Genomic DNA, 20,882 nt, shown 5'->3' on the forward strand with positions numbered 1-20,882 from the left:
AGACATCACAGCCGGCCGTCGGCGGCCCCAGGCGCCGCGCACCGTCCCACCGGAGGTGACCGGTGAACCGCGCGCTGACCCTCGACGACCTCATCCTCGCCGGAATCGCCGTGGCGGCCGGCCTGCTGGCGGCCTTCCTGTCGCGCACGGTGCTGCGCTGGCTGGCCAAGCACGCCAAGCGCACCCGCTGGAGCGGCGACGACGTCGTCGTGGACGCCCTGCGGACCGTCATCCCCTGGTCCGCGATCGCCGGCGGCGCGGCCGCCGCGGGCGCGGTGCTGCCGCTGACCAGAACCGTCCAGCGGACCGTCAACCAGAGCCTGACGGTGCTGCTCATCTTCGTCGTGACGGTGTCGGCGGCCCGGGTGATCGCCGGGCTGGTGCAGTCGGTCACGCAGTCCCGCTCCGGTGTCGCCGGTTCCGCCACGATCTTCGTCAACATCACCCGGATCCTGGTGCTGGCCATCGGCTTCCTGGTGGTGCTGCAGACGCTGGGCATCTCCATAGCGCCGCTGCTGACCGCCCTCGGCGTCGGCGGTCTGGCCGTCGCGCTGGCGCTTCAGGACACCCTGGCCAACCTCTTCGCGGGCATCCACATCCTCGCCTCCAAGACCGTGCAGCCCGGCGACTACATCAGGCTGAGCAGCGGTGAGGAGGGGTACGTCGAGGACATCAACTGGCGTCAGACGACGGTCCGCGCGCTGTCCAACAACCTGATCGTCATCCCCAACGGCGAGCTCGCCAAGTCGAACATGACCAACTTCATGCGTCCCGAGCAGCAGTTGACGATCCTGGTCCAGGTGGGGGTCGCCTACGACAGCGATCTCGACGAGGTGGAGCGGGTGACCCTGGAGGTCGTCGCCGACACGATGACCGAGATCGCCGGAGCCCTGCCCGAGCACGAGCCGGCGATCCGCTTCCACACCTTCGGCGACTCGCGCATCGGTTTCACGGTGATCCTGGGCGTGGGCGAGTTCAGCGACCAGTTCCGGATCAAGCACGAGTTCGTGAAGCGGCTGCACAAGCGCTACCGCGAGGAGGGCATCCGGATCCCGGCGCCGACGCGGACGGTCGCGTTGCAGCAGGGGACGGTGGTGATCCCGCAGCAGCGCACCGGGGACGGCGTCGTACAGGCGGACGTCACCGCTCCCTGAGGGGGCGACCGGGGAGGCGGCCGGGGAGGCGGCCCGGAGACGGTCTCGGAGACAACCGCTCCACATTTCGCACAACTGTTCACATTCGGATGATTCCGGCGCCTCGCTCGCCCGGTGGGGCGCCGCACCGGGCGGACCCCTGTCGAGCCGAGGACGCTCAGGAGATATCTTGATGTCGAGCAATGTTGCAGACGTGGAGCGGAGCACCGGTGACTGACTCGACCATCATCTATACGCACACTGACGAGGCCCCGGCCCTGGCGACGTATTCCTTCCTGCCGGTGGTCCGGGCGTACGCCGCGCAGGCGGGTGTCGACGTGGAGACGCGCGACATCTCGCTGGCCGGTCGCCTCATCGCCGTGTTCCCGGAGTACCTGGCCGAGGACCAGCGCATCCCGGACGCGCTGGCGGAGCTCGGTGAGCTGGCCAAGACGCCCGAGGCCAACATCATCAAGCTGCCGAACGTCTCGGCGTCGATCCCGCAGCTGAAGGCCGCGGTCGCCGAGCTCCAGGCGCAGGGCTACGCGCTCCCGGACTACCCGGACGACCCGAAGACCGACGAGGAGCGGGAGATCCAGGCCCGCTACGACAAGGTCAAGGGCTCCGCCGTGAACCCGGTCCTGCGTGAGGGCAACTCCGACCGCCGCGCCCCGGCGTCGGTCAAGAACTACGCCAAGACCCACCCGCACCGCATGGGCGCCTGGTCGGCCGACTCGAAGACGAACGTCGCCACGATGGGTGTCGACGACTTCCGCTCCACCGAGAAGTCCGCCGTGATCTCCGAGGCGGGCGCGCTGCGGATCGAGCTGGTCGGCGACGACGGCTCCACCACCGTGCTGCGCGAGTCGGTACCGGTCCGCGAGGGCGAGGTCGTCGACGCCTCGGTCATGCACGTGGCGCCGCTGCGCGAGTTCCTCACGGCGCAGATCGCCCGGGCCAAGGCGGAGGACGTGCTGTTCTCCGTGCACCTCAAGGCCACGATGATGAAGGTCTCCGACCCGATCATCTTCGGTCACGTGGTGCGCGCCTTCTTCCCGAAGACGTTCGCGCGCCACGGCGAGGCGCTCGCCTCGGCCGGCCTGACCCCGAACGACGGTCTGGGCGGCATCTACAAGGGCCTGGAGTCCCTGCCCGAGGGCGCCGACATCAAGGCCTCCTTCGACGCCGAGCTCGCCGAGGGCCCGGCGCTGGCCATGGTCGACTCCGACAAGGGCATCACCAACCTGCACGTGCCGTCCGACGTGATCGTCGACGCCTCGATGCCGGCCATGATCCGCACCTCCGGTCACATGTGGGGCCCGGACGGCCAGGAGGCCGACACCCTCGCGGTGCTGCCGGACTCCTCGTACGCCGGTGTCTACCAGGCCGTGATCGAGGACTGCCGCGCCCACGGCGCCTACGACCCGTCGACGATGGGCTCGGTCCCGAACGTCGGTCTGATGGCGCAGAAGGCCGAGGAGTACGGCAGCCACGACAAGACCTTCGAGATCCCGACCACCGGCACGGTCCGCCTCGTGGACCAGGCGGGCAACGTGGTGATCGAGCAGACGGTCTCCGCCGGCGACATCTTCCGCGCCTGCCAGACCAAGGACGCCCCGATCAAGGACTGGGTGAAGCTGGCCGTCACCCGGGCCCGCGCCACCGGCAGCCCGGCCGTGTTCTGGCTGGACGAGACCCGCGCGCACGACGCCAACCTGATCGCCAAGGTCCACGCCTACCTCGCGGAGCACGACACCGAGGGCCTGGACATCCGGATCCTCAACCCGGTCGAGGCGACCAAGCTGTCGGTCGAGCGCATCCGCCGCGGCGAGGACACGATCTCCGTCACCGGCAACGTGCTGCGCGACTACCTCACCGACCTGTTCCCGATCCTGGAGCTGGGCACCAGCGCCAAGATGCTGTCGGTGGTCCCGCTGATGGCGGGCGGCGGCCTGTTCGAGACGGGCGCCGGCGGCAGCGCGCCGAAGCACGTCCAGCAGCTGGTCAAGGAGAACTACCTGCGCTGGGACTCGCTGGGCGAGTTCTTCGCGCTCGTGCCGTCCCTCGAGCAGTACGCGAAGACCACGGGCAACGCCCGTGCCCAGGTCCTCGCCGACACCCTCGACCGCGCCACGGCGACCTTCCTCAACGAGGACAAGTCCCCGACCCGTCGCGTCGGCGGCATCGACAACCGTGGCAGCCACTTCTTCCTGTCCCTGTACTGGGCGCAGGAGCTGGCCGCGCAGACCGACGACGCGGACCTGGCCAAGGCCTTCGCCGCGCTCGCCGAGACGCTCGCCACGAACGAGCAGCGCATCGTCGACGAGCTGAACGCCGTCCAGGGCCGGCCGGCCGACATCGGCGGCTACTACCAGCCCGACCCGGCCAAGGCCGCCGCGGTCATGCGCCCGTCCGCCACCTGGAACGAGGCGCTCGCGTCCCTCAGCTGACGCACCGGGCCCCAGGCCCACCGGCTCACGGCTGCGCCCCGGTCGACATCACCAGACCGGGGCGCAGCCGTGTCCCCCCGCGACCACACGGGCGACCGTCACCAGTCCCGTGGGGCGATGAGTTCCTCCACGTCGGCGCCGGTGAAGCCGTAGGCCCGGGCGACGAACGCGAAGTCCTCGGCCATCTCCTCGCGCGCCACCGTCTCGATCTCGCTGTCGGCGGCCTCGAACTCCGCCTCCAGGTCGTTGAACTCCTCGGTGGCGGCGTGGGTGAGGGCGTAGAGCGCGGTCAGGTCGGCGGGGCGCTCGCTCTCGATGCGCTCGCACAGAGTCAGCAGGACCGCCTTGCCCCGGTCCAGCACGTGGTCCGGGTAGTAGTCGTCCGCGTACAGGCCCCGCAGAAACGCGTGGGTGCTCACCTGCTCGTTGCCGACCGGCATGCCGCTGCCCGCCCTTCCTCGGCGTTCGATGTGACACCTTGATCGTGCACCACGCCACTGACAACGCCCCCGGAGCCGCCGCATGACCCTCGCCGCACCCTCCTTCGAGCTGCTGCCCGGCGCCGACGACTCGCCCGTCCTCCTCCATGTGCCGCACTCCGCACGGGAGATACCGGCCGCGGTGCGTGCCGGGATCCTGCTCGACGACCCGGCGCTGGAACGGGAGCTGGACCACCTCACCGACGCGCACACCGCGCGGCTCGCCGCCGAGGCGGCCGAGGCGGCCGCCGTACCCCCCTGGCGGTTCGTCAACCGGCTCTCCCGGCTCGTCGTCGACCCGGAGCGGTTCCCGGACGAGCGCGAGGAGATGCTCGCCGTGGGGATGGGCGCGGTGTACACGCGGACCACGCACCGGGACGCGCTGCGGGCCGCGGACACCGACCCGGAGCCGTTGGTCGAGCGCTACTTCCGTCCGTACGCGCGTGCCGTGACGCGGGCCGTGGCGGAGCGGCTGTCCGCCGTGGGGCGGGCCGTGATCATCGACGTGCACTCGTACCCGACCGAGCGGCTCCCCTACGAGCTGCACGGCGCGGGGCCGCGACCGCCGGTATGCCTGGGCACCGACCCCTTCCACACCCCGCCCGGGCTGCTGGCGGCGGCGCGGGAGGCGTTCTCGGGGTGCGGGGGGACGGGGCTCGACAGCCCGTTCGGCGGGACGTACGTGCCGCTGGAGTTCTACGGCAAGGACGCGCGGGTGAGCGCTCTCATGGTGGAGATCCGCAGGGACACGTACATGACCGAGCCGGGCGGCCCGGCGGGAGCGGGACTGACCCGGCTCGCCGCCGCGCTGGCCGCCCTCGTCGACGCGGTCCCACGCTGACCCGAACCGGAGTGCCGGGCCTCAGGCGCCACGGACTCGCGGGCCCGCGGCACTTGAGGCGCCGCGGGCCGATGTGACACGCGCCGGGCGCCACGGAGCAGCGTGCCGCGCCTCAGCACCGCAGGCCGGCGGCCCTGCGCCTCAGCACCGCAGGCCGGCGGCCCTGCGTCTCAAGCAGCGCAGGCCGACGGGCCCGCGTCTCGAGCACCGCGCACTGGCCCGCCCATGTCTCAGGCGCGCAGCCATTCCGTGACGACCACCTCGCCGCCGGTCCGCAGCCGCAGCGCGAACGGGCCGGACGGGGGCGCCTCGCAGGCGAAGCGGCCCAGGTCGTCGGCGGTGAGCGGGGCGGCCGACTGCGGACCGCTGAGCACCTCGACGCGGGCCGTCTGCGGTGGCAGCACCTGCCCCATCAGGCCCTCGGCGGAAACCTCCACGTCCACGGTCAGCTCACCCGTGCGGAAGGTCAGCATCCGGGGCGGGTCGTCCACTCCCCTGACCGGAATGGCGTCGGTCAGCGAGTCGAAGGTCAGCTCGGCGACCCGCGCGTCGAAGTCGTGCAGCGCGTACGCCTCCACCGCGATCCGGTACAGCTCGGCCGGCACCGGGTCGAGGATGGCGGCGGCCTGCCGGAGCTCCTCCTCCAGACGGTCGCAGTCGAGCTCGGCGTCCATGCCGTCGTCGTAGGCGTCCTCGTCGAAGACGTCGTCGCCCGAGTCGTTCCTGCCGTTCGTGTCGCTCATGTCGCTCATGTCGCTCACAGTGCTCCCCGTGCGTCGAGTCGGGCCCGCAGGCGCCGCAGACAGCGCTGGCGCAGCGGTCCGATGCTGCCGACGGCGATGCCCAGCGCCGCGGACACCTCCTGGTAGCTGGGCGGCTGCGCGGCCATCAGGATGCGCAGCAACTGCCGACAGCGGTCCCCGAGTTCCTCGAACTCCTGCCACAGCCGCCGGACGCGCTCGCTCTCGGCGGCGGCCTCCTCCGAGTCGAGGACCGACTGCTCCGGCGTCCGGTCCTCACTGACCCGGTCCAGCAGTTGCGGATCGTCGGTCGGGGTCAGCCGCCGCAGGCTCTTGATGACCTTCAGGCACTCGTGGCGCGCGGTGCTGGCCAGCCAGGAGCCGGCCTTCTCCGGCTCGCGGATCCGCCCCAGGTGCTGGGCGAAGCGGAACCACACGGTCTGGTACACCTCGTGCCCGTCGGCGTCGGAGAGCCGGTGGGCCCGCACCACGGACCACACCAGTGGGCTCAGCCCCTCCACGAGCGCCTTCCAGGCAGCCGCGTCACCGTCGACGGCCGACCGGACGAGCGCGCCGACATCTGTACGGTCCACGGCCCCACCCCTCGTGTACGGCATGTCATCGTACGCCGTGGAAGGGGCACTTCCGGCCCTCATGCCGGAGGAGCGGGCTGCACGACCGGCACCGGGCGCCACGTGGGCGGCCGCAGCGCCGGCACGTGCGCCCCGCGCACCTCCGCGAACTCGGTGTTCGCCGCGAGCAGTTGCTGACGGGCGGCGCGCGCGTCGGACTCCTTGTTGGCGGTCATGTACGAGGCGATCAGACCGGCGGCGACCGGGGTGGCGAAGGAGGTGCCGCTCCACTGCGCGAACCCCTCGAACATCACCTGGTCGGGCTTGCCCGCGCTGCTCTCCCGCTCCTCGCTCAGCATCCCGGTGTGCCGGGGCGACTGGCAGGTGCAGGAGTAGGTGAAGCCGTAGCGGCAGGCATCGTAGGTGGAGTGCCGGTACACGTACGGGACGGGCGCGTCGAAGCCGGTGAGGGAGCTGGTGAGGCGCTCGCCGGGGGCGTAGACCCGCACCCAGGAGCCGTGGTTGCTGAAGCAGGCGCCGAACTCGCCGTCGCCGCGCAGCGCTCCGACCGACAGCACGGTGTTCTCGTACTCGGGCAGGGCGGCGTAGGCGGCGGGCCAGAAGGGGGTGGCGCTGGCGTTGTTGCCGGCCGCGGCGACCAACAGGGTGCGCTCGCCGCGCAGTTCCTGCATGAAGGCCTCCACGCCGAGCAGGCCGTCGGTGCGGCCGTTGGAGGTGCCGGCGGAGAGGCTGATGATGTCGGGCCAGCCGTCGCGGTCGACGGCCGCGAAGAGCGCCTCGCCGAAGTCGGACTCCAGGATGGCGCCCGCGTCGTTGAGCGTGTTGCGGACGGTGATGTCGGTGTTGGGCGCGACGGCGGCGAGGAGTCCGGCGATGAACGTGCCATGGCCGACGTACTGCTGGAGGACGCCCTGGTCGTCGGTCTCCTGGAGCTGTGCGTCGCCGGCGGTGTGCGCGAGCAGCGGGTACGACCGGTGGTCGTGCATCAGGCCGGTGTCGATCACCAGGACGCCGACGGCGGTGCCCTGCTCGTAGGCCGTCTCGGCCGCCGCCGGGTTGGGCGCCTGCGTGAGCGGGGCGGGCACCGGCTCGTCGCCGGGGCAGGCGTTGACCGCGATGGACACGACGTGGTTGCGGCTGACCAGACGGCGGCCCGCGCGGCCCTCCGCCTCCCGCAGGGCGCGCAGGGCGCCCGCCACCGCGAGGTCGCCGCGCCGGTCGCCCTGTCCGGGGTCACCGACCTGGATCCGGGTGATGCCGGAGCGGTTGGTCTGCGGGCCCGCGCGACGCACATCGTCCGCGACCAGGCCGGCAGTGTCGGTGAAGTGCGTGCGCACGGCGTCCTCGACGACCCGTGCCTCCTCGCCGTCGCGGGCGAGCACGACGCCCTTCTCGTAGATGAACTCGGCGGAGTCGTCCGGACCCAGCGCGAGGGGGACATCGGGAAGCGAGCGCTGGATCTGGTCGAACTGCTCGTGGAATCGCTGAGGTGCCATGCGTGTCCTCCCACTGAGGCGGTGGTCGTCAATCAGAGCCGCGGAACCGTCGATTGATACAGCGCCGGACCCGGGTGACATGGTTACGGGAGCCCAGGAGCACTACCATCCGTCGAGTGACAGCGGGAAGCGAATCGGTTCTCGAACTGCTGCCGATGGTGTTCGCCGCCCCCAACGACGCGCTGGCGCGGGCCGAGGGTGTGCTCGGCGCCGATCCGCCGCCGTTGCACGCCTCGATCGCCCACCAGGTGATCGGCATCTGGCAACGGGACTGGGGCGACCTGCGGATCGCCCTGCGGCATCTGCGGCGTGCCCGGGACCTGGCGGCGCGCGCGGAGTCGGCCGAGCGGGAGGCGGACGTGCTGGGCACGCTCGGCGTGGCGCTCGTGCACGCGGGCCGTACCCGGCAGGGCCTGGCGGCCTTCGAGCGGGGCGTGCTGCGCGGCAGCGGACACACCCGGGCGCGGGTGCTGTACCGGCGGGCCTACGCCTGGTGGGTGCTGGGTCACCATCGCGAGGCGCTGGAGGACGTACGCAAGGCGATCCCGGTGCTGCGCCAGGCCGACGACGTCATCTGGACGGCACGCGCCCTCACGCTGCGCGCCACCGTGCACCTGGCCCTCGGCGCGGTGGACCGGGCGGACGCCGACTTCACCGCCGCCGAGACGCTGTGGGACACCACCGGCCAGGAGCACGACAAGGCGGACGCCGTGGAGAGCCGGGGGCTGGCCGCGTTCCGCTCCGGTGACGTGCCGGCGGCGCTGCGGCTGCTGGACGAGGCCGAGGAGCGGTACGCGAAGCTCGGCACACCGACGTTCATGCTCAACATCCGGCGCTGCGAGGTGCTGATGGCCGCGGGGCTCGCGCCGGAGGCGCTGACCGAGGCGGACGCGGCGATCGGGGTGCTCGACGGGATCGGCGGGCAGTCCACCCGCAAGGCGGAGCTGCTGCTCGGCGCGGCGCGGGCGGCCCGGCGGTCGGGTGATCCGCACACCGCGATAGCCCGCGCGGACCTGGCCGTACGGCTGTTCGCCGCGCAGCGGCGCGGCTGGTGGGAGACGCACGCCCGGCTGGTGCTGATCGAGGCGCGGGTGGCCGCCGGGCGCGGCTCGGGGCGGCTGGTCGCGGACGCGGCGGCGGTCGCGGAGCGGCTGGCCTCCTTCGGCGCGCCGGCCGCGCCGGAGGCCTCGCTGCTGGCGGGCCGGATCGCGCTCGCTCTCGGCTGGACGGCGGACGCCGAGCGGCATCTGGCCGTGGCCGCGCGCAGCCGGCACAGCGGGCCGCCGCTGGCGCGGGTCACGGGCTGGGCCGCGCAGGCGCTGAGCGCGCGGTCGGCCGGATCCGGCCGGGGCGTGCTGGAGGCCTGCCGGCGTGGCCTGGACGTGCTCGACGACCACCGGATGACGCTGGGTGCCTCGGAGTTGCGGGCCCGTGCCACCGAGCAGGGCGCGGAACTGGCGGCGCTGGCGCAGCAGGCGAGCCTGGCCCGGGGCGGACCGCGGCGGTTGCTGGAGTGGAGCGAGCGCTGGCGGGCCACCGTCCTGTCGGCGCCGCCCACCCGGCCGCCGGCCGACCCGGCGCTGCTGAGCGGGATGACCGCCTTCCGCGAGATCGCGGCGCGCGCGGAGGAGGCCCGTAGGGACGGCCGTCCGGTCCCGGCCCTGGAGCGGGAGCAGCGGCGGCTGGAGCGGGAGGTCCGCTCCCGGACCCTGCACATCCGCGGTGAGGATCCCGGCGGCGGGGACCGGTTCGACACCGGCCGGCTGCTGGAGCGGCTGGGCGACGGGCGGCTGGTGGAACTCGCCGTGGTGGACGGGCGGGTGCACGTGCTGCTGTGCGGCCGGGGCCGGGTGCGGCGCTACGCGGCCGGGCTGCTCGTCGAGGCGGAGCGGGAGGCCGAGTACGTCCAGGCGGGGCTGCGGCGGCTGGCGCATCCGGGGGCGGAGGGCCGGCTGCCGGTGGTGGAGGCCGCGGGGCGCCGGCTGGAGGAGCTCCTGCTCGGTCCGGTCGCCGGGCAACTGGGCGGCGGGCCGGTCGTGGTGGTGCCGCCGGGCCGGCTGCACCGGGTGCCGTGGGCGCTGTTGCCCTCGCTGCGTGAGCGGGTGCTGAGCGTGTCGCCGTCGGCGAGCAGCTGGCTCCGCGCCCGGGAGACCGAGCCGCCGCCGGGCGGACGCCATGTGCTGGTCCGCGGGCCGGGGTTGGCGACCGGGGGTGCGGAGGTGCCCGACCTGGCCGACCGGTACGGCACCCCGACCGTTCTCGAGCACGCCGACGCGTGCGTGCCGCGGGTGCTGAAGGAGCTCGACGGGGCCGCTCTCGCCCATATCGCGGCGCACGGCACCTTCCGCGCGGACAGCCCCCTGTTCTCGTCGCTGCGGATGGCGGACGGGCCGCTCATCGTGCACGACTTCGAACGCCTGGACCGCAGCCCGTACCGGATCATCCTCTCCAGCTGCGACACCGCCCGGCTCGCCTCGGTCGGTGCCGACGAACTCCTCGGCCTGGTCACCGCGTTGCTGCCGCTGGGTACGGCCGGAGTGGTGGCGAGCAGCGCGCCCGTCAACGACGCGGCGGTGGTGCCGCTGATGCTCGCCCTGCACAAGGGCCTCAGCGGGGGCCTGTCGCTGGCCGAGGCGCTGCGCGACGCGCGCGCGGCTCTGCCGGGAGACGCGGTGCACCAGGCGACGGGGTGGGCGTTCACGGCGTTCGGGGCGGCGTGACCGCCCTGGGCCTCACCGGCCCCGTCGACCAACCCGGACCGCCGAGGGACTGTCCGGCCCCGTCGCGCATCAGGCCCCGCCCAGAGACTGACTGGCCCCCCGTCGCGAATCAGGCCCCGCCCAGGGACCGACTGGCCCCGTCGAGCAACCCGGACCGCCCTGGGCCTGACAGGCCCCGTCGACCAACCCGGGCCGCCGAGGGACTGTCCGGCCCCGTCACGAATCAGGCCCGCCCAGGGACTGACTGGCCCGTCGCGAATCAGGCCCGCCCAGGGATTGACCGACCCCATCGGAAGTCACGCCCCGCCCAAGGGCCCTGGCCCCGTCGGGCATCACGGGCCGCCTTGGGACCGACTGACCCCGTTGGGAGTCGCGCCCCGCCCGAAACCGACCGACCCCGTCGCGAATTTCGCTCCGGTCGGAGCCCGGAGACCGCCCGGCCCCCTCGGGAGTCACGCCGAGCGGGCCTCCGGCTCCTGGTGTGTGAGCGAGGGCAGGGCGCCTCGGTCACCGGTGCCGAGGCGGGCGTAGGCGCTGTAGAGGTGGTTGCCGACGGTACGGACCGAGAGGGTGAGCTGTTCGGCGATCTGGCGGTTGCTGAGGCCGGCCGCGGCGAGGGTGACGACCTGCCGTTGGCGGGCGGTGAGTTCGCCCAGGACCAGGCCGGAAAGGGCCGGGGTGCGGGCACCCGGACAGCGCCGGGCGAGGGCGACGGCGCGGGTGCGGGAGGTGCGGGCGGCGCCAGGGTCGCGGTGCGCCCGGACGGCTTGGGCGTACGCCTCCGCAGCGAAGAGCAGGAAGCCGCGCTCCGCCAGGGCCTCGGCCGCACGGTCCAGGGCGGGCCCGTCGCCGCGCGCGAGGGCCCGCGCGTGCGCCGCGAGCACACCGCCGGCGGGCAGGCGGCGAGCGGCCTCGCCGGGGCCACCGAGGCGGACCGCTTCGTAGTCGGCGTACATGTCGTGGCCCGCGGCCACCCCGTGCAGCGCCTTCAGTGCCCCGTCGACGTCCGCGCGGGCGGCCGCCAGCCACCCCGCCGGGACGCCGTCGGTGACGACCTCGCCCGCGGTCGTGACATCGCCCGTCTGAGCTGCGGCCAGGGCCAGTTCGGCGCGGCAGGCGGCGTCGTCGGGGGTGTCGCGCAGCCCCTCCCGCGCCCAGGCCGCCGCCTCGCGCAGCTGTCCCCGCAGGCGGGCGAACCGGGCTCGTACGGCCGCGTGCTCGGGCGGCAGCGGCGCCCCCTCCGCCACGAGCCACTCCCCCACGGGTGTCGCCGACTCCCGTACGTCGGTGTGCTCGATGCGGTGTTCCAGCGCTGCCGACTCGTTCTTCAGGGCGAGTTCGCGCGCGCCCGGGGTGCCGGCCAGCCGCCTCGCCCGCAGCCGGCCGGCCGCGGCCCGCAGCACCGGACCGTGCAGGGGGTGGGCGAGGCGGACGTCGCCGCGCTCGTCGACGCCGATCAGGCCGTCGGCCTCGAGACGTTCGAGGCCGCGCAGGTCGAGGGCGTCGACGTCCAGCGGGAGGGGCTCGGCGAAGGCGAGGCGGTCGAGGGTCTCGCGTTCGTCGGGGCAGCCGCGCCGCAGCAGGTGGGCGGTGTGTTCACGGACGGCGGCGGTCACCGGCACCGGGCCGCGCCAGACGCGCTCGCCGGTGTCCGGGACCCGAATGAGCGCACCCTGTTCGCGTACCGCGCCGAGCAGGTCGCGCAGCAACCGCAGGTCGCCCTGGGCCAGGCGGTGCAGCCGGTCGGCGGTGAGCGGTTCGAGGGCGCCGCCGGCCCCCGCCGCCAGCAGCTGCGCGGTCTCCTCGCGGGGCAGCGGCTCCAGGGCGAGGCGGGGCAGCAGTTCACCGGTCCACAGCCGGGCCACGGCACCGGGCGCCGGGGCGCCGTCCGTCGCGACGACCAGCAGCCGGGTACGGCCGTGCACCGCGAGGTGGTGCACGAGGGCGGCCGAGGCGTCGTCCAGCAGGTGGGCGTCGTCCACCAGCAACAGTCGGACACCTGACAGCAGTTGGACTGCGCGGTGCAGGGTGACGGCTTCGGGCAGCAGGTGGGCGAAGGCGCCGAAGGGGAGGTCGTGGCTCTCCGGGGTGCCGGTCACCTTGACGAAGTCGCTCCCGCGCAGGGCCTCCGCGGCCAGTCTGGTCTTGCCGCGGCCCGCCGCTCCGGTCACCACGATGCCGGGCCGCCCTGCGCCCAGGGAGCGCCGGACCAGCTCCAGTTCGTCCTTCCGGCCGGTGAACGGCCAGGGCAGTTCGAAGGTATTCGCGTCCCGTCGGAAAGTCGTCACGACGATATGAGCCGGGATACTCACCCCTGATACAGGGTGACTTGAGTAGCCCCCGACTCAGGCGCCCGGCGCGCGGCCCACGGCAGGCTGGGGTCATGACCGCCCGCTACTGCTCCCTCGCGCAGCAGTCGGCCCCCGCCTTCCCGGCCGGGCTGACCGCCGAGCGGCTCAGCGCGCTCATCGGCGGACGTCCGATGTGGGTCAACGGCACGGTCGTGCACTACTGCTTCCTCGACGGCGAGGCCGACGGCTCCGTGATCCCCGTACCGGGCGGCGCGGGCACCCGGTGGGTGTCGTGGGTCGGCGCCAAGGAGCAGCAGGACGTGGTGCGCGAGTGCTTCCAGGAGTGGCAGGACCTCGGTATCGGCGTGGCCTTCGCCGAGGTCGGCGACCGCTCCGAGGCCGAACTGCGCATCGGGTTCCAGCTCGGCGACGGATCCTGGTCGACGGTGGGCAGGGACGCGCTCCGGGTCGGGCTGAGCGAGCGCACCATGAACTTCGGCTGGGACCTGACCGCGCCCGGGGAGCGCGGGACGGCCCTGCACGAGATCGGCCACGCGCTGGGCATGCTGCACGAGCACCAGAGCCCGTTCGCCGGCATCCACTGGGACGACGAGGCCGTGTACGCCGACCTGGCGGGCCCGCCCAACTACTGGAGCCGGGACCGGACGTTCTTCAACATCCTGCGCAAGCTCGACCCGTCCGAGGTCAACGGCTCGGTCTGGGACCCGCTGTCGATCATGGAGTACCCCTTCTCGACGGGGCTGATCCTGGAGCCCGAGCAGTTCCGCGGCGGTCTGAACCCGCCCGGCGGTCTCTCGCCCCTCGACAAGGCGTTCGTGCTCCGCTGGTATCCGCCGCGGGGCGGGCGGCAGCCGTCCGCCCTGGTGCCGTTCCGTTCGGCGCCGCTGCGTCTCGGTCCGGGCGGGCAGGCCGACTTCGTCGTCGAGCCGTCGGAGACCCGCGAGTACACCCTGGGCACCTTCGGCGACAGCGACACCGTCGTCGTGGTCTTCGAGGAGCGGGACGGGGAGCCCCGCTTCCTCTGCGGCCAGGACGACGGAGGCACCCCGCACAACGCCACGGTCAGGGCCCGTCTCGTCAAGGGCCGCCGCTACTTCGTCCGGGTGCGCCTGTACTCCGCCTGGGGTTCGGGCGAGACGGCGGTCATGTGCTGGTGAGCGCACGACCGACCGTACTCGGGCGCGCAGACCACTGTCCGGCGCCGGGGGAAACGGTCGAGGGGGGTCACCTTCGGGGGAGGGTGATCCCCCTCGACCACGCCGTTTCGGCGCTCGCGACGGGGTCCTCTACGGCGAGACCCGGTGCCCGGTCGGGGTGAGGGCGCGACTGCTCACGAGGCGGCCCGCACGGTCCGCGAGGTCCGGCGCTCGTCCGGGTGGGCGAGGCCCAGGTGGTCGTCCGGATGCGCGAGGCCGAGGTGGTCGCGCAGGGTCGTGCCCTCGTAGTCGGTGCGGAAGACGCCCTGTTCCTGGAGCAGCGGGACGACCCGGTCGGCGAAGGCGTCCAGGCCGGTCGGGGTGATGTGCGGGACGAGGATGAAGCCGTCGGCGGCGTCGGCCTGCACGAAGTCGTTGACGGCCCGCGCGACGGTGGCCGGGGAGCCGACGAAGTTCTGCCGGTTGCCGGTCTCGATGACCAGGTCGCGGATGGACCAGCCGTGGGCGTTGGCCAGTTCGCGCCACTCGCGGGCGGTGGCCAGCGGGTCGCGGTACATGCGCACCTGGGCGCGGCCCTTGGCGACGGTGTGCTCGCCGAGGTCCGGGTCGATGTCGGGGAGCGGACCGTCGGGGTCGTAGGCGGACAGGTCCCGGTTCCAGACGAACTCCAGGTGCTTGATGGCCGTGGCGCCGCTGACCTGCCGTCGGCGGACCTCGCGGGCGATCTCCTCCGCCTCGGCGTCGCTGTCGCCGAGGACGAAGCTCGCGGCGGGCAGGATCAGCAACTGGTCGGGGCGGCGGCCGTACTTCGAGAGGCGTCCCTTGACGTCCGTGTAGAAGGCCTGGCCGGCGTCGAGGGTGGCGTACCGGCTGAAGATCGCGTCGGCGGTCGAGGCGGCGAACTCGCGGCCCTCCTCGGAGTCGCCGGCCTGGAAGATCACCGGGCGGCCCTGCGGGGAGCGCGGGACGTTGAACCTGCCCTCGATGTCGAAGTGCTGCCCGTGGTGGGCGAAGGCGCCGGCCGCGGCGTCGCGCAGGAAAGTGCCGGAGGCCTGGTCGGCGAGGATCTCGTCACCGTCCCAGGAGTCGAAGAGCTCGCCCGTGGTGGCGAGGAACTCCTTGGCGCGGGAGTAGCGCTCCTCCTGTGGCAGGAAGCCGCCGCGGCGGAAGTTCTCGCCGGTGAAGGCGTCCCAGGACGTGACGACGTTCCAGGCGGAGCGGCCGCCGGAGAGGTGGTCGAGGCTGGCGAACTGGCGGGCCACCTCGTAGGGCTCGTTGAAGGTGGAGTTGATGGTGCCGGTCAGGCCGAGGCGGTCGGTGACGGCGGCGAGTGCGGCGAGGACGGTGAAGGTGTCCGGTCGCCCCACCACGTCCAAGTCGTATATCTGGCCGCCCTGTTCGCGCAGCCGCAGGCCCTCGGCGAGGAACAGGAAGTCGAACTTGGCGCGTTCGGCGGTCTGCGCGAAGTGCGCGAAGGAGCTGAACTCGATGTGGCTGCCGGCCTTCGGGTCGCTCCACACGGTGGTGTTGTTGACACCGGGGAAGTGGGCGGCCAGGTGGATCTGCTTCAGGGGCTTGGTCATCGTCGGTCTCCCTCCCGCTCAGACGGCGGCGTATCGGTTGGCGGGACGGGTCAGGCCGAGCAGTCCGCGCAGGGTGTCGGCCTCATAGGCGTGGCGGAAGGCGTCGCGGCGCTGCAGTTCGGGGACGAGACCCCGGGTGATCGCGGGGAGGTCGTGGCCGACGACGGCGGGCCGCAGCCGGAATCCGCTCAGACCGGCCGCCTGGAACTCCTGCAGCAGGTCGGCCAGTTGGGCCGGGGTGCCGGTGAAGACGCGGGCGTCGCTGGTGTACTCCTCGCCCGCGAGGGTGTCGAGGCGGTCGCGGCGGGCGGCGGCCTCGGCCGGGTCGTCGTCGAGGAAGACCACCAGGTCGCCGAAGACGTGCAGCGGCTCGGCAGCCCGTCCGGCGGTCCGTTGCTCGGCGCGGATCTCGGCGACGATCGCGCGGGCCTGGGCGGCGTCGTGCGGGGTGACGTGACCGACGTCGGTGGCGCGGGCGACCAGGCGGTAGGGGACCGTGTCGTGGGCGAGTGCGGTGACCAGGGGCTGGCCCTGCGGCGGACGCGGGGTGATGGACGGGCCCTTGACGCTGAAGTGGCGGCCCTCGAAGTCGATGTAGTGGAGCTTGTCGCGGTCGATGAAGCGGCCGGTGGTCACGTCCCGGATCTCCGCGTCGTCCTCCCAGCTGTCCCAGAGGCGGCGCACGGCCTCGACGTAGTCGGCGGCCTCGTCGAAGAGGTCGGTCACCACGTCCCGGGTGGCCGGGGCGTCGTAGGCCTCGATCCTGGGGATCGTGCGGCGGCCGAAGTGCGCGGCCTCGTGGGGCCGGGCGGTGATCTGGACGCGCAGGCCCGCCCGGCCGGTGCTGACGTAGTCGAGCGTGGCGATCGCCTTGGAGAGGTGGAACGGCTCCGTGTGCGTCACCACCGCGGTCGGGACCAGGCCGATGTGGCGGGTGAGGGGGGCGACGCGGGAGGCGACGAGTACGGCGTCGAGGCGGCCGCGGACCTGGTCGGTACGGTCGTCCGGGTCGAGGAAGTGCGAGGACTGCGGGCCCAGACCGTCCTCGATGGTGACGAAGTCGAGCAGTCCGCGCTCGGCCTCGGCGACCAGGTCGGCCCAGTATCCGGCGGTGAACAGCTCACGGGGGCGGGCGACCGGCTCACGCCAGGAGGCGGGGTGCCAGCCGGTGCCGTCGAGGGCGACGGCGAGGTGCAGAGAGGAGGGTGCGGAGGGTGTGGGCGTAGCGGAGGGAGTCGAGGACACAAGGGTGCCTTCCTGGAGATCCGTACGAGAGAGCCGGCCTCACACGACGGGGAGGGCCAGGCGGGGAACGGGTCAGGAGCAACAGAGCGCGCCGGCCACGCGCTGGAGGTCGATGTGCTGCCGGGAGTGGAGGTGCACGGAGCGCGGTGCGCGGGTCACGTCCGTCCCTCCCTCGTCAGGGCGCGCCGACGCGCGCGGTACGACTCGTTCTCGCTCACAACGCCTCGACCTCACCGGGTGTTCCCGGTGCGCGCACCGACATGATGGCCGAGCGGCGCCGGAGGGCGAAGCCGAGGGACTCGTAGAGGCGGATCGCCGGGGTGTTGTCGGCGGCGGCGTGCAGGAACGGGGTGTCGCCCCGCTCACGGATGCCGGCGGCGACCGCGCGGATCAGCCGGGTGCCGAGGCCCCGGCCGCGGTGCTCCGGGTCGGTGCAGACCGCGCTGATCTCGGTCCAGCCGGACAGCCGCAGCCGTTCGCCCGCCATGGCGATCAGGCGCCCCTGGTGCCGGATGCCGAGGTAGGTGCCGAGGGCGACGGTCCGCTTCAGGAACGGGCCCGGGCGGGTGCGGGCGACGAGGTCCAGGATCTCCGGCACGTCGGCGGAGCCGAGCTGTACCGCCTCCGGGGCGGATGCGGTGCACAGCGCGTCGGTGGCGACGAACTGGACACCCACTCCCCCGCCGACGGTCTCCCAGCCGGCCGGAACCCGGTCGACCGGCTTGACGTGTACGGCGGTTCCGGCACCGACGAGGGTGCGCAGGTCGTCCCAGGCGGCCGGGTCCGCGGGGTCGGCGAGGGCGGCGAAGGCGTAGACGTCGGCCGGGTAGCGGGCGGCGAGCCCGACCCGTTCGGCGAGGTGGGCGTGGGGACCGGTGAGGGCGGCCCATACGGCGTTGTCGAGCGGGTGCGGGTGGGGCGGGCGGGCCACGGAGGCGGAGTCCTTCCTCGACTGACGTGACTGGACCGACGTAACTGGACCGACGTAACTGGACCGACGTGACCGCCGACGCGGTCTGCGGGGCCGCGGGTCGTCCGGCGCCCGGTCAGGAGTCGGTCAGCGGCAGCCCGGGCGGGTTGACCTCGGACTTGGCGACGGCCTCGTTGGAGAGGTTCCAGGCGGCCAGCCACTTGGCGTACTGGCCGTGCTCGATCAGGTGGTTGATGGCGTCGGCCAGGGGCTCGGCGAGGCCGCTGTCCTTCTTGGCCGTCGCCGCGATCAGCCCCTGAAGGGAGGCGCCCGCGCCGGAGTACGTGCCGGCGTTGGCGGTCGGGGTGTTCGTGCTCGCCGTCTGGGTGACGTGGTAGGCGACGCTCGGGTTGGGGGCGAAGTAGGCGTCGATCTTGCCGCTGTCGAGCGCCAGGTAGGTGCTGTTGGCGTCCTGGAAGTACTTGACGGTGAGCTTCTTGCCCTCGCTCTCCAGCTTCTTCTTCCACGCGATCAGGATGCGTTCCTGGTTGGTGCCCGCGCCGACCGAGACGGTCTTGCCCGCGAGGTTCCTGTAGTCGCCGTCGAACTTCCAGTCGGCGGACTTCAGCGTCTCGAAGGCGAGATTGTCCTGACGGTAGGAGGCGAACTCGTACTTCTTCTTGCGCTCCTCGGTGTCGGTGACGTTGGTGAAGGCGACGTCCACCTTTCCGCTGTCGATGCCGACGAAGAGATTCTCCCAGGTGAACCTCTTGACCTCCGGCTTCAGGCCGAGGACGGCGGCGACCAGGCGGCCGAGGTCGGGCTCGGAGCCGGTGAGGGTCTTCTGGTCGCCGCCGACATAGCCCAGCGGGGCCGAGCCGGAGGGCAGGGTGCCGCTGCCGATCACCAGCTTGCCGCTCTTCCTGACGGCGGCGGGCAGTTCGGCGCTGATGGACTTGACCTCGGACACCCCGAGAGTGGTCTGTTCGGCGGCTCCGTTGGAGACCCGGCCGACGGTCACGCTGCCCGAGGCGGCGCTGTCGGTCGCGGTGGCGGCGTCGCTCTCACCGCCGCAGGCGGCGAGGCCGGTGGCGAGGGTGGTCGCGGCGGTCGCCGCGGTGATGCCGCGCAGCAGGCCGCGTCGGGTGAAGTGTGTGGGCATGGCCGTCCTTTGTCACTGAGGAGAGAGGGTGATGGTGAAGATGGCGCCGAGGGAGGTCGCGGGAGGGGAAGTCGCGGTGCGTGATACCCGGTGGGGTCAGAGCACCTTGCTGAGGAAGTCCCGCGTCCGCTCGTGCCGGGGCGTGTCGAGAACCTCGCTGGGCGGTCCCTGTTCGACGATCCTTCCGCCGTCGATGAAGACGACCCGGTCGGCGACCTCCCGGGCGAAGCCGACCTCGTGCGTGACGATCACCAGCGTGGTGCCGCTGGTCGCCAGGTCCTTGATGACGGCGAGGACCTCACCGACGAGCTCGGGGTCGAGCGCGGAGGTGGGCTCGTCGAAGAGGATCACGCCGGGGCGCAGAGCCAGGGCGCGGGCGATGGCCACGCGCTGCTGCTGGCCGCCGGACAGCTGCCGCGGGTAGGCGCCGGCCTTGTCGGCCAGACCGACCCGGCCGAGCAGTTCGCGGGCCAGCTCCCGGGCGGCCGGCTTGCCCAGCCTCCCGGTCGCCACCGGGGCGGCGGCGACGTTGTCCAGCACGGTCAGGTGCGGGAAGAGGTTGAAGTTCTGGAAGACGAAACCGATACGGCCGCGCTGGGCCAGGATGGCCCGCTCGCTCAGCTCGCGCAGCCGGCCGCCGTGCCGGCGGACGCCGATCGGCTCGCCGTTCACACTGACGTGGCCGATCTCCGGCTTCTCCAGGTGGTTGATGACCCGCAACAGGGTGGACTTGCCCGAGCCGGACGGACCGAGGATCACGGTGACCTCGCCGGGCCGCACGGTCAGGTCGACGCCGTCGAGCACCCGGTGGGTGCCGTACCACTTGTGCACGTCGTGCACCTCGACGGCGGCGGGCGCTGCCTCGGCGGTGATGAGCGTCTCGGTGGTCATACGGCGGTCTCCCTGCGCGCACGGTCACGAAGGTCCCGCAGGCCGGTGCGCAGCCGCCCCAGCGGGGTCGGCGGCAGGGAGCGCGTGGCGCCCCGGGCGTAGTACCGCTCGACGTAGAACTGGACGACGGACACGAGGCTCGTGAGGATCAGGTACCAGACGGTGACGACCAAAAGCAGCGGCACGATGTCACCGGGGTAGGTGGAGCCCATGCTCTGTGCCGAGCCGAACAGGTCGAGCAGCGAGACGTAGAAGACCAGCGAGGTGCTCTTGATCAGGCCGATCAGCTGGTTGACGTAGTTCGGGGTGATGGAGCGCAGCGCCTGCGGGAAGACGATCTTGCGGAACTGGTAGCCCTTCGGCAGACCGAGCGCCGCGGCGGCCTCGTGCTGGCCCTGGTCGACGGAGAGGATGCCGCCGCGGACCACCTCGGCGGCGTAGGCCGCCTCGTTCAGACTGAGCCCGATGACGGCGACCACCATGTCGGTGGCCAGCCGGGACTCGTCGAAGGAGAAGAAGGCGGGGCCGAAGGGGACGCCGACGCTCAACGTCTTGTACAGGGCGCTGAAGTTGTACAGGAAGAGCAGCACCACGATGAGCGGGATGGAGCGCAGCGCCCAGACGTAGGTCCAGCCGGCCGCGCGCAGGACGGGGCTCTTCGAGAGCCGGGCGAGGGCCAGCAGGATCCCGCCGAGCAGGCCCAGCACCGCGCTGTAGGCGGCCACTTCGAGGGTGATCAGCAGTCCGTCGAGGATCGCCGGCCGCAGGAACCAGTAGCCGAAGCGGTCCCACTGGTAGAAGGGGTTGGACACCAGGCCGTGGACGAACTGGGCGATCAGGACCAGGGCGACCGCGGTCGCGATCCAGCGGCCTGGTCTGCGCAGTGGCAGAACTCGCTGCGGCGTGAACTGTTCTGACGGGGTGTCGGAGGCGGGTGCGGCGGCAAGGGTGACGACGCCTGGGGGTTCACTCATGAGGGGCTCCGGCGGGAGTCGGACACCCCGGTTCACGGTGACTGCGGCCGGTACGACACTCCAACGGGGCGGTCGGGACCACACCGGGAGAGGCGTACGCGGGCACGGCGCACGAGTACGTGCGAGGAACCGGGGCGAGGCGGACAACGGCACACCGCTCGGGCGGTGTTCGTCGGGAACGCGGAGTCGGGGGTGT

Annotated in this window: 17 protein-coding genes; 5 read left to right on the forward strand and 12 right to left on the reverse strand. The window is 72.8% G+C overall.

All coding sequences use genetic code 11. The features are described from left to right. Nucleotides 1–62 precede the first annotated feature (62 nt). Nucleotides 63–1,154 (forward strand): mechanosensitive ion channel family protein, encoded by a 1,092-nt coding sequence (locus ACFV0T_RS04665; protein WP_385774381.1) that lies wholly within the window; start codon nucleotides 63–65, stop codon nucleotides 1,152–1,154. A 209-nt stretch (nucleotides 1,155–1,363) separates the two neighbouring features. After that, nucleotides 1,364–3,583, forward strand: a complete 2,220-nt coding sequence (locus tag ACFV0T_RS04670; RefSeq protein WP_385774384.1) for an NADP-dependent isocitrate dehydrogenase — start codon at nucleotides 1,364–1,366, stop codon at nucleotides 3,581–3,583. 98 nt (nucleotides 3,584–3,681) lie between these two features. Here ACFV0T_RS04670 and ACFV0T_RS04675 read toward each other — a convergent pair whose 3' ends face one another. Next, complete coding sequence (locus tag ACFV0T_RS04675; RefSeq protein ID WP_385774386.1) at nucleotides 3,682–4,023, reverse strand: DUF5713 family protein; 342 nt, start codon at nucleotides 4,021–4,023, stop codon at nucleotides 3,682–3,684. 82 nt (nucleotides 4,024–4,105) lie between these two features. Here ACFV0T_RS04675 and ACFV0T_RS04680 point away from each other — a divergent pair, with 82 nt between their 5' ends. Continuing rightward, nucleotides 4,106–4,903: an N-formylglutamate amidohydrolase gene (locus tag ACFV0T_RS04680; protein WP_385774388.1), complete on the forward strand. Its 798-nt coding sequence runs from the start codon at nucleotides 4,106–4,108 to the stop codon at nucleotides 4,901–4,903. 230 nt (nucleotides 4,904–5,133) lie between these two features. Here the strand turns inward: ACFV0T_RS04680 and ACFV0T_RS04685 are convergent, their stop codons facing one another. From ACFV0T_RS04685 to ACFV0T_RS04695, 3 genes are read right to left on the reverse strand one after another with little or no spacing between them, the layout of a single operon-like run. Beyond that, nucleotides 5,134–5,646 (reverse strand): hypothetical protein, encoded by a 513-nt coding sequence (locus ACFV0T_RS04685; RefSeq protein ID WP_385774539.1) that lies wholly within the window; start codon nucleotides 5,644–5,646, stop codon nucleotides 5,134–5,136. Between the two features lie 14 nt (nucleotides 5,647–5,660). Continuing rightward, a complete protein-coding gene (locus tag ACFV0T_RS04690) occupies nucleotides 5,661–6,260 on the reverse strand; it encodes an RNA polymerase sigma factor (protein WP_385774390.1) in 600 nt (199 codons plus the stop codon). Nucleotides 6,261–6,295: 35 nt separating this feature from the next. Further along, nucleotides 6,296–7,732, reverse strand: a complete 1,437-nt coding sequence (locus ACFV0T_RS04695; protein ID WP_385774392.1) for a S8/S53 family peptidase — start codon at nucleotides 7,730–7,732, stop codon at nucleotides 6,296–6,298. A gap of 116 nt (nucleotides 7,733–7,848) precedes the next feature. On the opposite strand from ACFV0T_RS04695, the gene ACFV0T_RS04700 reads away from it, so the two are divergent. Further along, on the forward strand, nucleotides 7,849–10,452 hold the full coding sequence (locus ACFV0T_RS04700; protein WP_385774394.1) for a CHAT domain-containing protein: 2,604 nt from the start codon (nucleotides 7,849–7,851) through the stop codon (nucleotides 10,450–10,452). A 452-nt stretch (nucleotides 10,453–10,904) separates the two neighbouring features. Here the strand turns inward: ACFV0T_RS04700 and ACFV0T_RS04705 are convergent, their stop codons facing one another. Beyond that, nucleotides 10,905–12,740, reverse strand: a complete 1,836-nt coding sequence (locus tag ACFV0T_RS04705; protein ID WP_385774396.1) for a LuxR C-terminal-related transcriptional regulator — start codon at nucleotides 12,738–12,740, stop codon at nucleotides 10,905–10,907. A 95-nt stretch (nucleotides 12,741–12,835) separates the two neighbouring features. Between ACFV0T_RS04705 and ACFV0T_RS04710 the strand changes: the two genes are divergently transcribed. Next, on the forward strand, nucleotides 12,836–13,921 hold the full coding sequence (locus tag ACFV0T_RS04710; protein ID WP_385774398.1) for a M12 family metallopeptidase: 1,086 nt from the start codon (nucleotides 12,836–12,838) through the stop codon (nucleotides 13,919–13,921). A gap of 173 nt (nucleotides 13,922–14,094) precedes the next feature. Here the strand turns inward: ACFV0T_RS04710 and ACFV0T_RS04715 are convergent, their stop codons facing one another. From ACFV0T_RS04715 to ACFV0T_RS04745, 7 genes are all read right to left on the reverse strand, one after another. Next, nucleotides 14,095–15,504 (reverse strand): NtaA/DmoA family FMN-dependent monooxygenase, encoded by a 1,410-nt coding sequence (locus ACFV0T_RS04715; protein WP_385774400.1) that lies wholly within the window; start codon nucleotides 15,502–15,504, stop codon nucleotides 14,095–14,097. 18 nt (nucleotides 15,505–15,522) lie between these two features. Continuing rightward, complete coding sequence (locus tag ACFV0T_RS04720; RefSeq protein WP_385774402.1) at nucleotides 15,523–16,749, reverse strand: LLM class flavin-dependent oxidoreductase; 1,227 nt, start codon at nucleotides 16,747–16,749, stop codon at nucleotides 15,523–15,525. A gap of 72 nt (nucleotides 16,750–16,821) precedes the next feature. Beyond that, nucleotides 16,822–16,983 carry a putative leader peptide gene (locus ACFV0T_RS04725; RefSeq protein WP_385774404.1) on the reverse strand — a complete coding sequence of 54 codons (162 nt, stop codon included), beginning with the start codon at nucleotides 16,981–16,983 and terminating at the stop codon, nucleotides 16,822–16,824. Then, a complete protein-coding gene (locus ACFV0T_RS04730) occupies nucleotides 16,964–17,680 on the reverse strand; it encodes a GNAT family N-acetyltransferase (RefSeq protein ID WP_385774406.1) in 717 nt (238 codons plus the stop codon). The genes ACFV0T_RS04725 and ACFV0T_RS04730 overlap by 20 nt, the downstream gene beginning before the upstream one ends. 115 nt (nucleotides 17,681–17,795) lie before the next feature. Next, nucleotides 17,796–18,821 (reverse strand): transporter substrate-binding domain-containing protein, encoded by a 1,026-nt coding sequence (locus ACFV0T_RS04735; RefSeq protein WP_385774408.1) that lies wholly within the window; start codon nucleotides 18,819–18,821, stop codon nucleotides 17,796–17,798. A gap of 96 nt (nucleotides 18,822–18,917) precedes the next feature. After that, on the reverse strand, nucleotides 18,918–19,712 hold the full coding sequence (locus ACFV0T_RS04740; protein WP_385774410.1) for an amino acid ABC transporter ATP-binding protein: 795 nt from the start codon (nucleotides 19,710–19,712) through the stop codon (nucleotides 18,918–18,920). Next, nucleotides 19,709–20,686, reverse strand: a complete 978-nt coding sequence (locus ACFV0T_RS04745) for an amino acid ABC transporter permease (RefSeq protein ID WP_385774412.1) — start codon at nucleotides 20,684–20,686, stop codon at nucleotides 19,709–19,711. Before ACFV0T_RS04745 ends, ACFV0T_RS04740 begins: the two co-directional genes overlap by 4 nt. Nucleotides 20,687–20,882: the final 196 nt, after the last annotated feature.

The organism is Streptomyces sp. NPDC059582 (genome assembly GCF_042735715.1).
In the GTDB taxonomy this organism is placed as follows: Bacteria; Actinomycetota; Actinomycetes; order Streptomycetales; family Streptomycetaceae; genus Streptomyces.

Bases quoted from the DNA above. Each gene is read 5' to 3' on its own strand.
- ACFV0T_RS04735 (WP_385774408.1), bottom strand. From the start codon at position 18,821: ATGCCCACACACTTCACCCGACGCGGCCTGCTGCGCGGCATCACCGCG.
- ACFV0T_RS04715 (WP_385774400.1), bottom strand. From the start codon at position 15,504: ATGACCAAGCCCCTGAAGCAGATCCACCTGGCCGCCCACTTCCCCGGT.
- ACFV0T_RS04695 (WP_385774392.1), bottom strand. From the start codon at position 7,732: ATGGCACCTCAGCGATTCCACGAGCAGTTCGACCAGATCCAGCGCTCG.
- ACFV0T_RS04710 (WP_385774398.1), top strand. From the start codon at position 12,836: ATGACCGCCCGCTACTGCTCCCTCGCGCAGCAGTCGGCCCCCGCCTTC.
- ACFV0T_RS04745 (WP_385774412.1), bottom strand. From the start codon at position 20,686: ATGAGTGAACCCCCAGGCGTCGTCACCCTTGCCGCCGCACCCGCCTCC.
- ACFV0T_RS04680 (WP_385774388.1), top strand. From the start codon at position 4,106: ATGACCCTCGCCGCACCCTCCTTCGAGCTGCTGCCCGGCGCCGACGAC.
- ACFV0T_RS04675 (WP_385774386.1), bottom strand. From the start codon at position 4,023: ATGCCGGTCGGCAACGAGCAGGTGAGCACCCACGCGTTTCTGCGGGGC.
- ACFV0T_RS04685 (WP_385774539.1), bottom strand. From the start codon at position 5,646: ATGAGCGACACGAACGGCAGGAACGACTCGGGCGACGACGTCTTCGAC.
- ACFV0T_RS04740 (WP_385774410.1), bottom strand. From the start codon at position 19,712: ATGACCACCGAGACGCTCATCACCGCCGAGGCAGCGCCCGCCGCCGTC.
- ACFV0T_RS04690 (WP_385774390.1), bottom strand. From the start codon at position 6,260: ATGCCGTACACGAGGGGTGGGGCCGTGGACCGTACAGATGTCGGCGCG.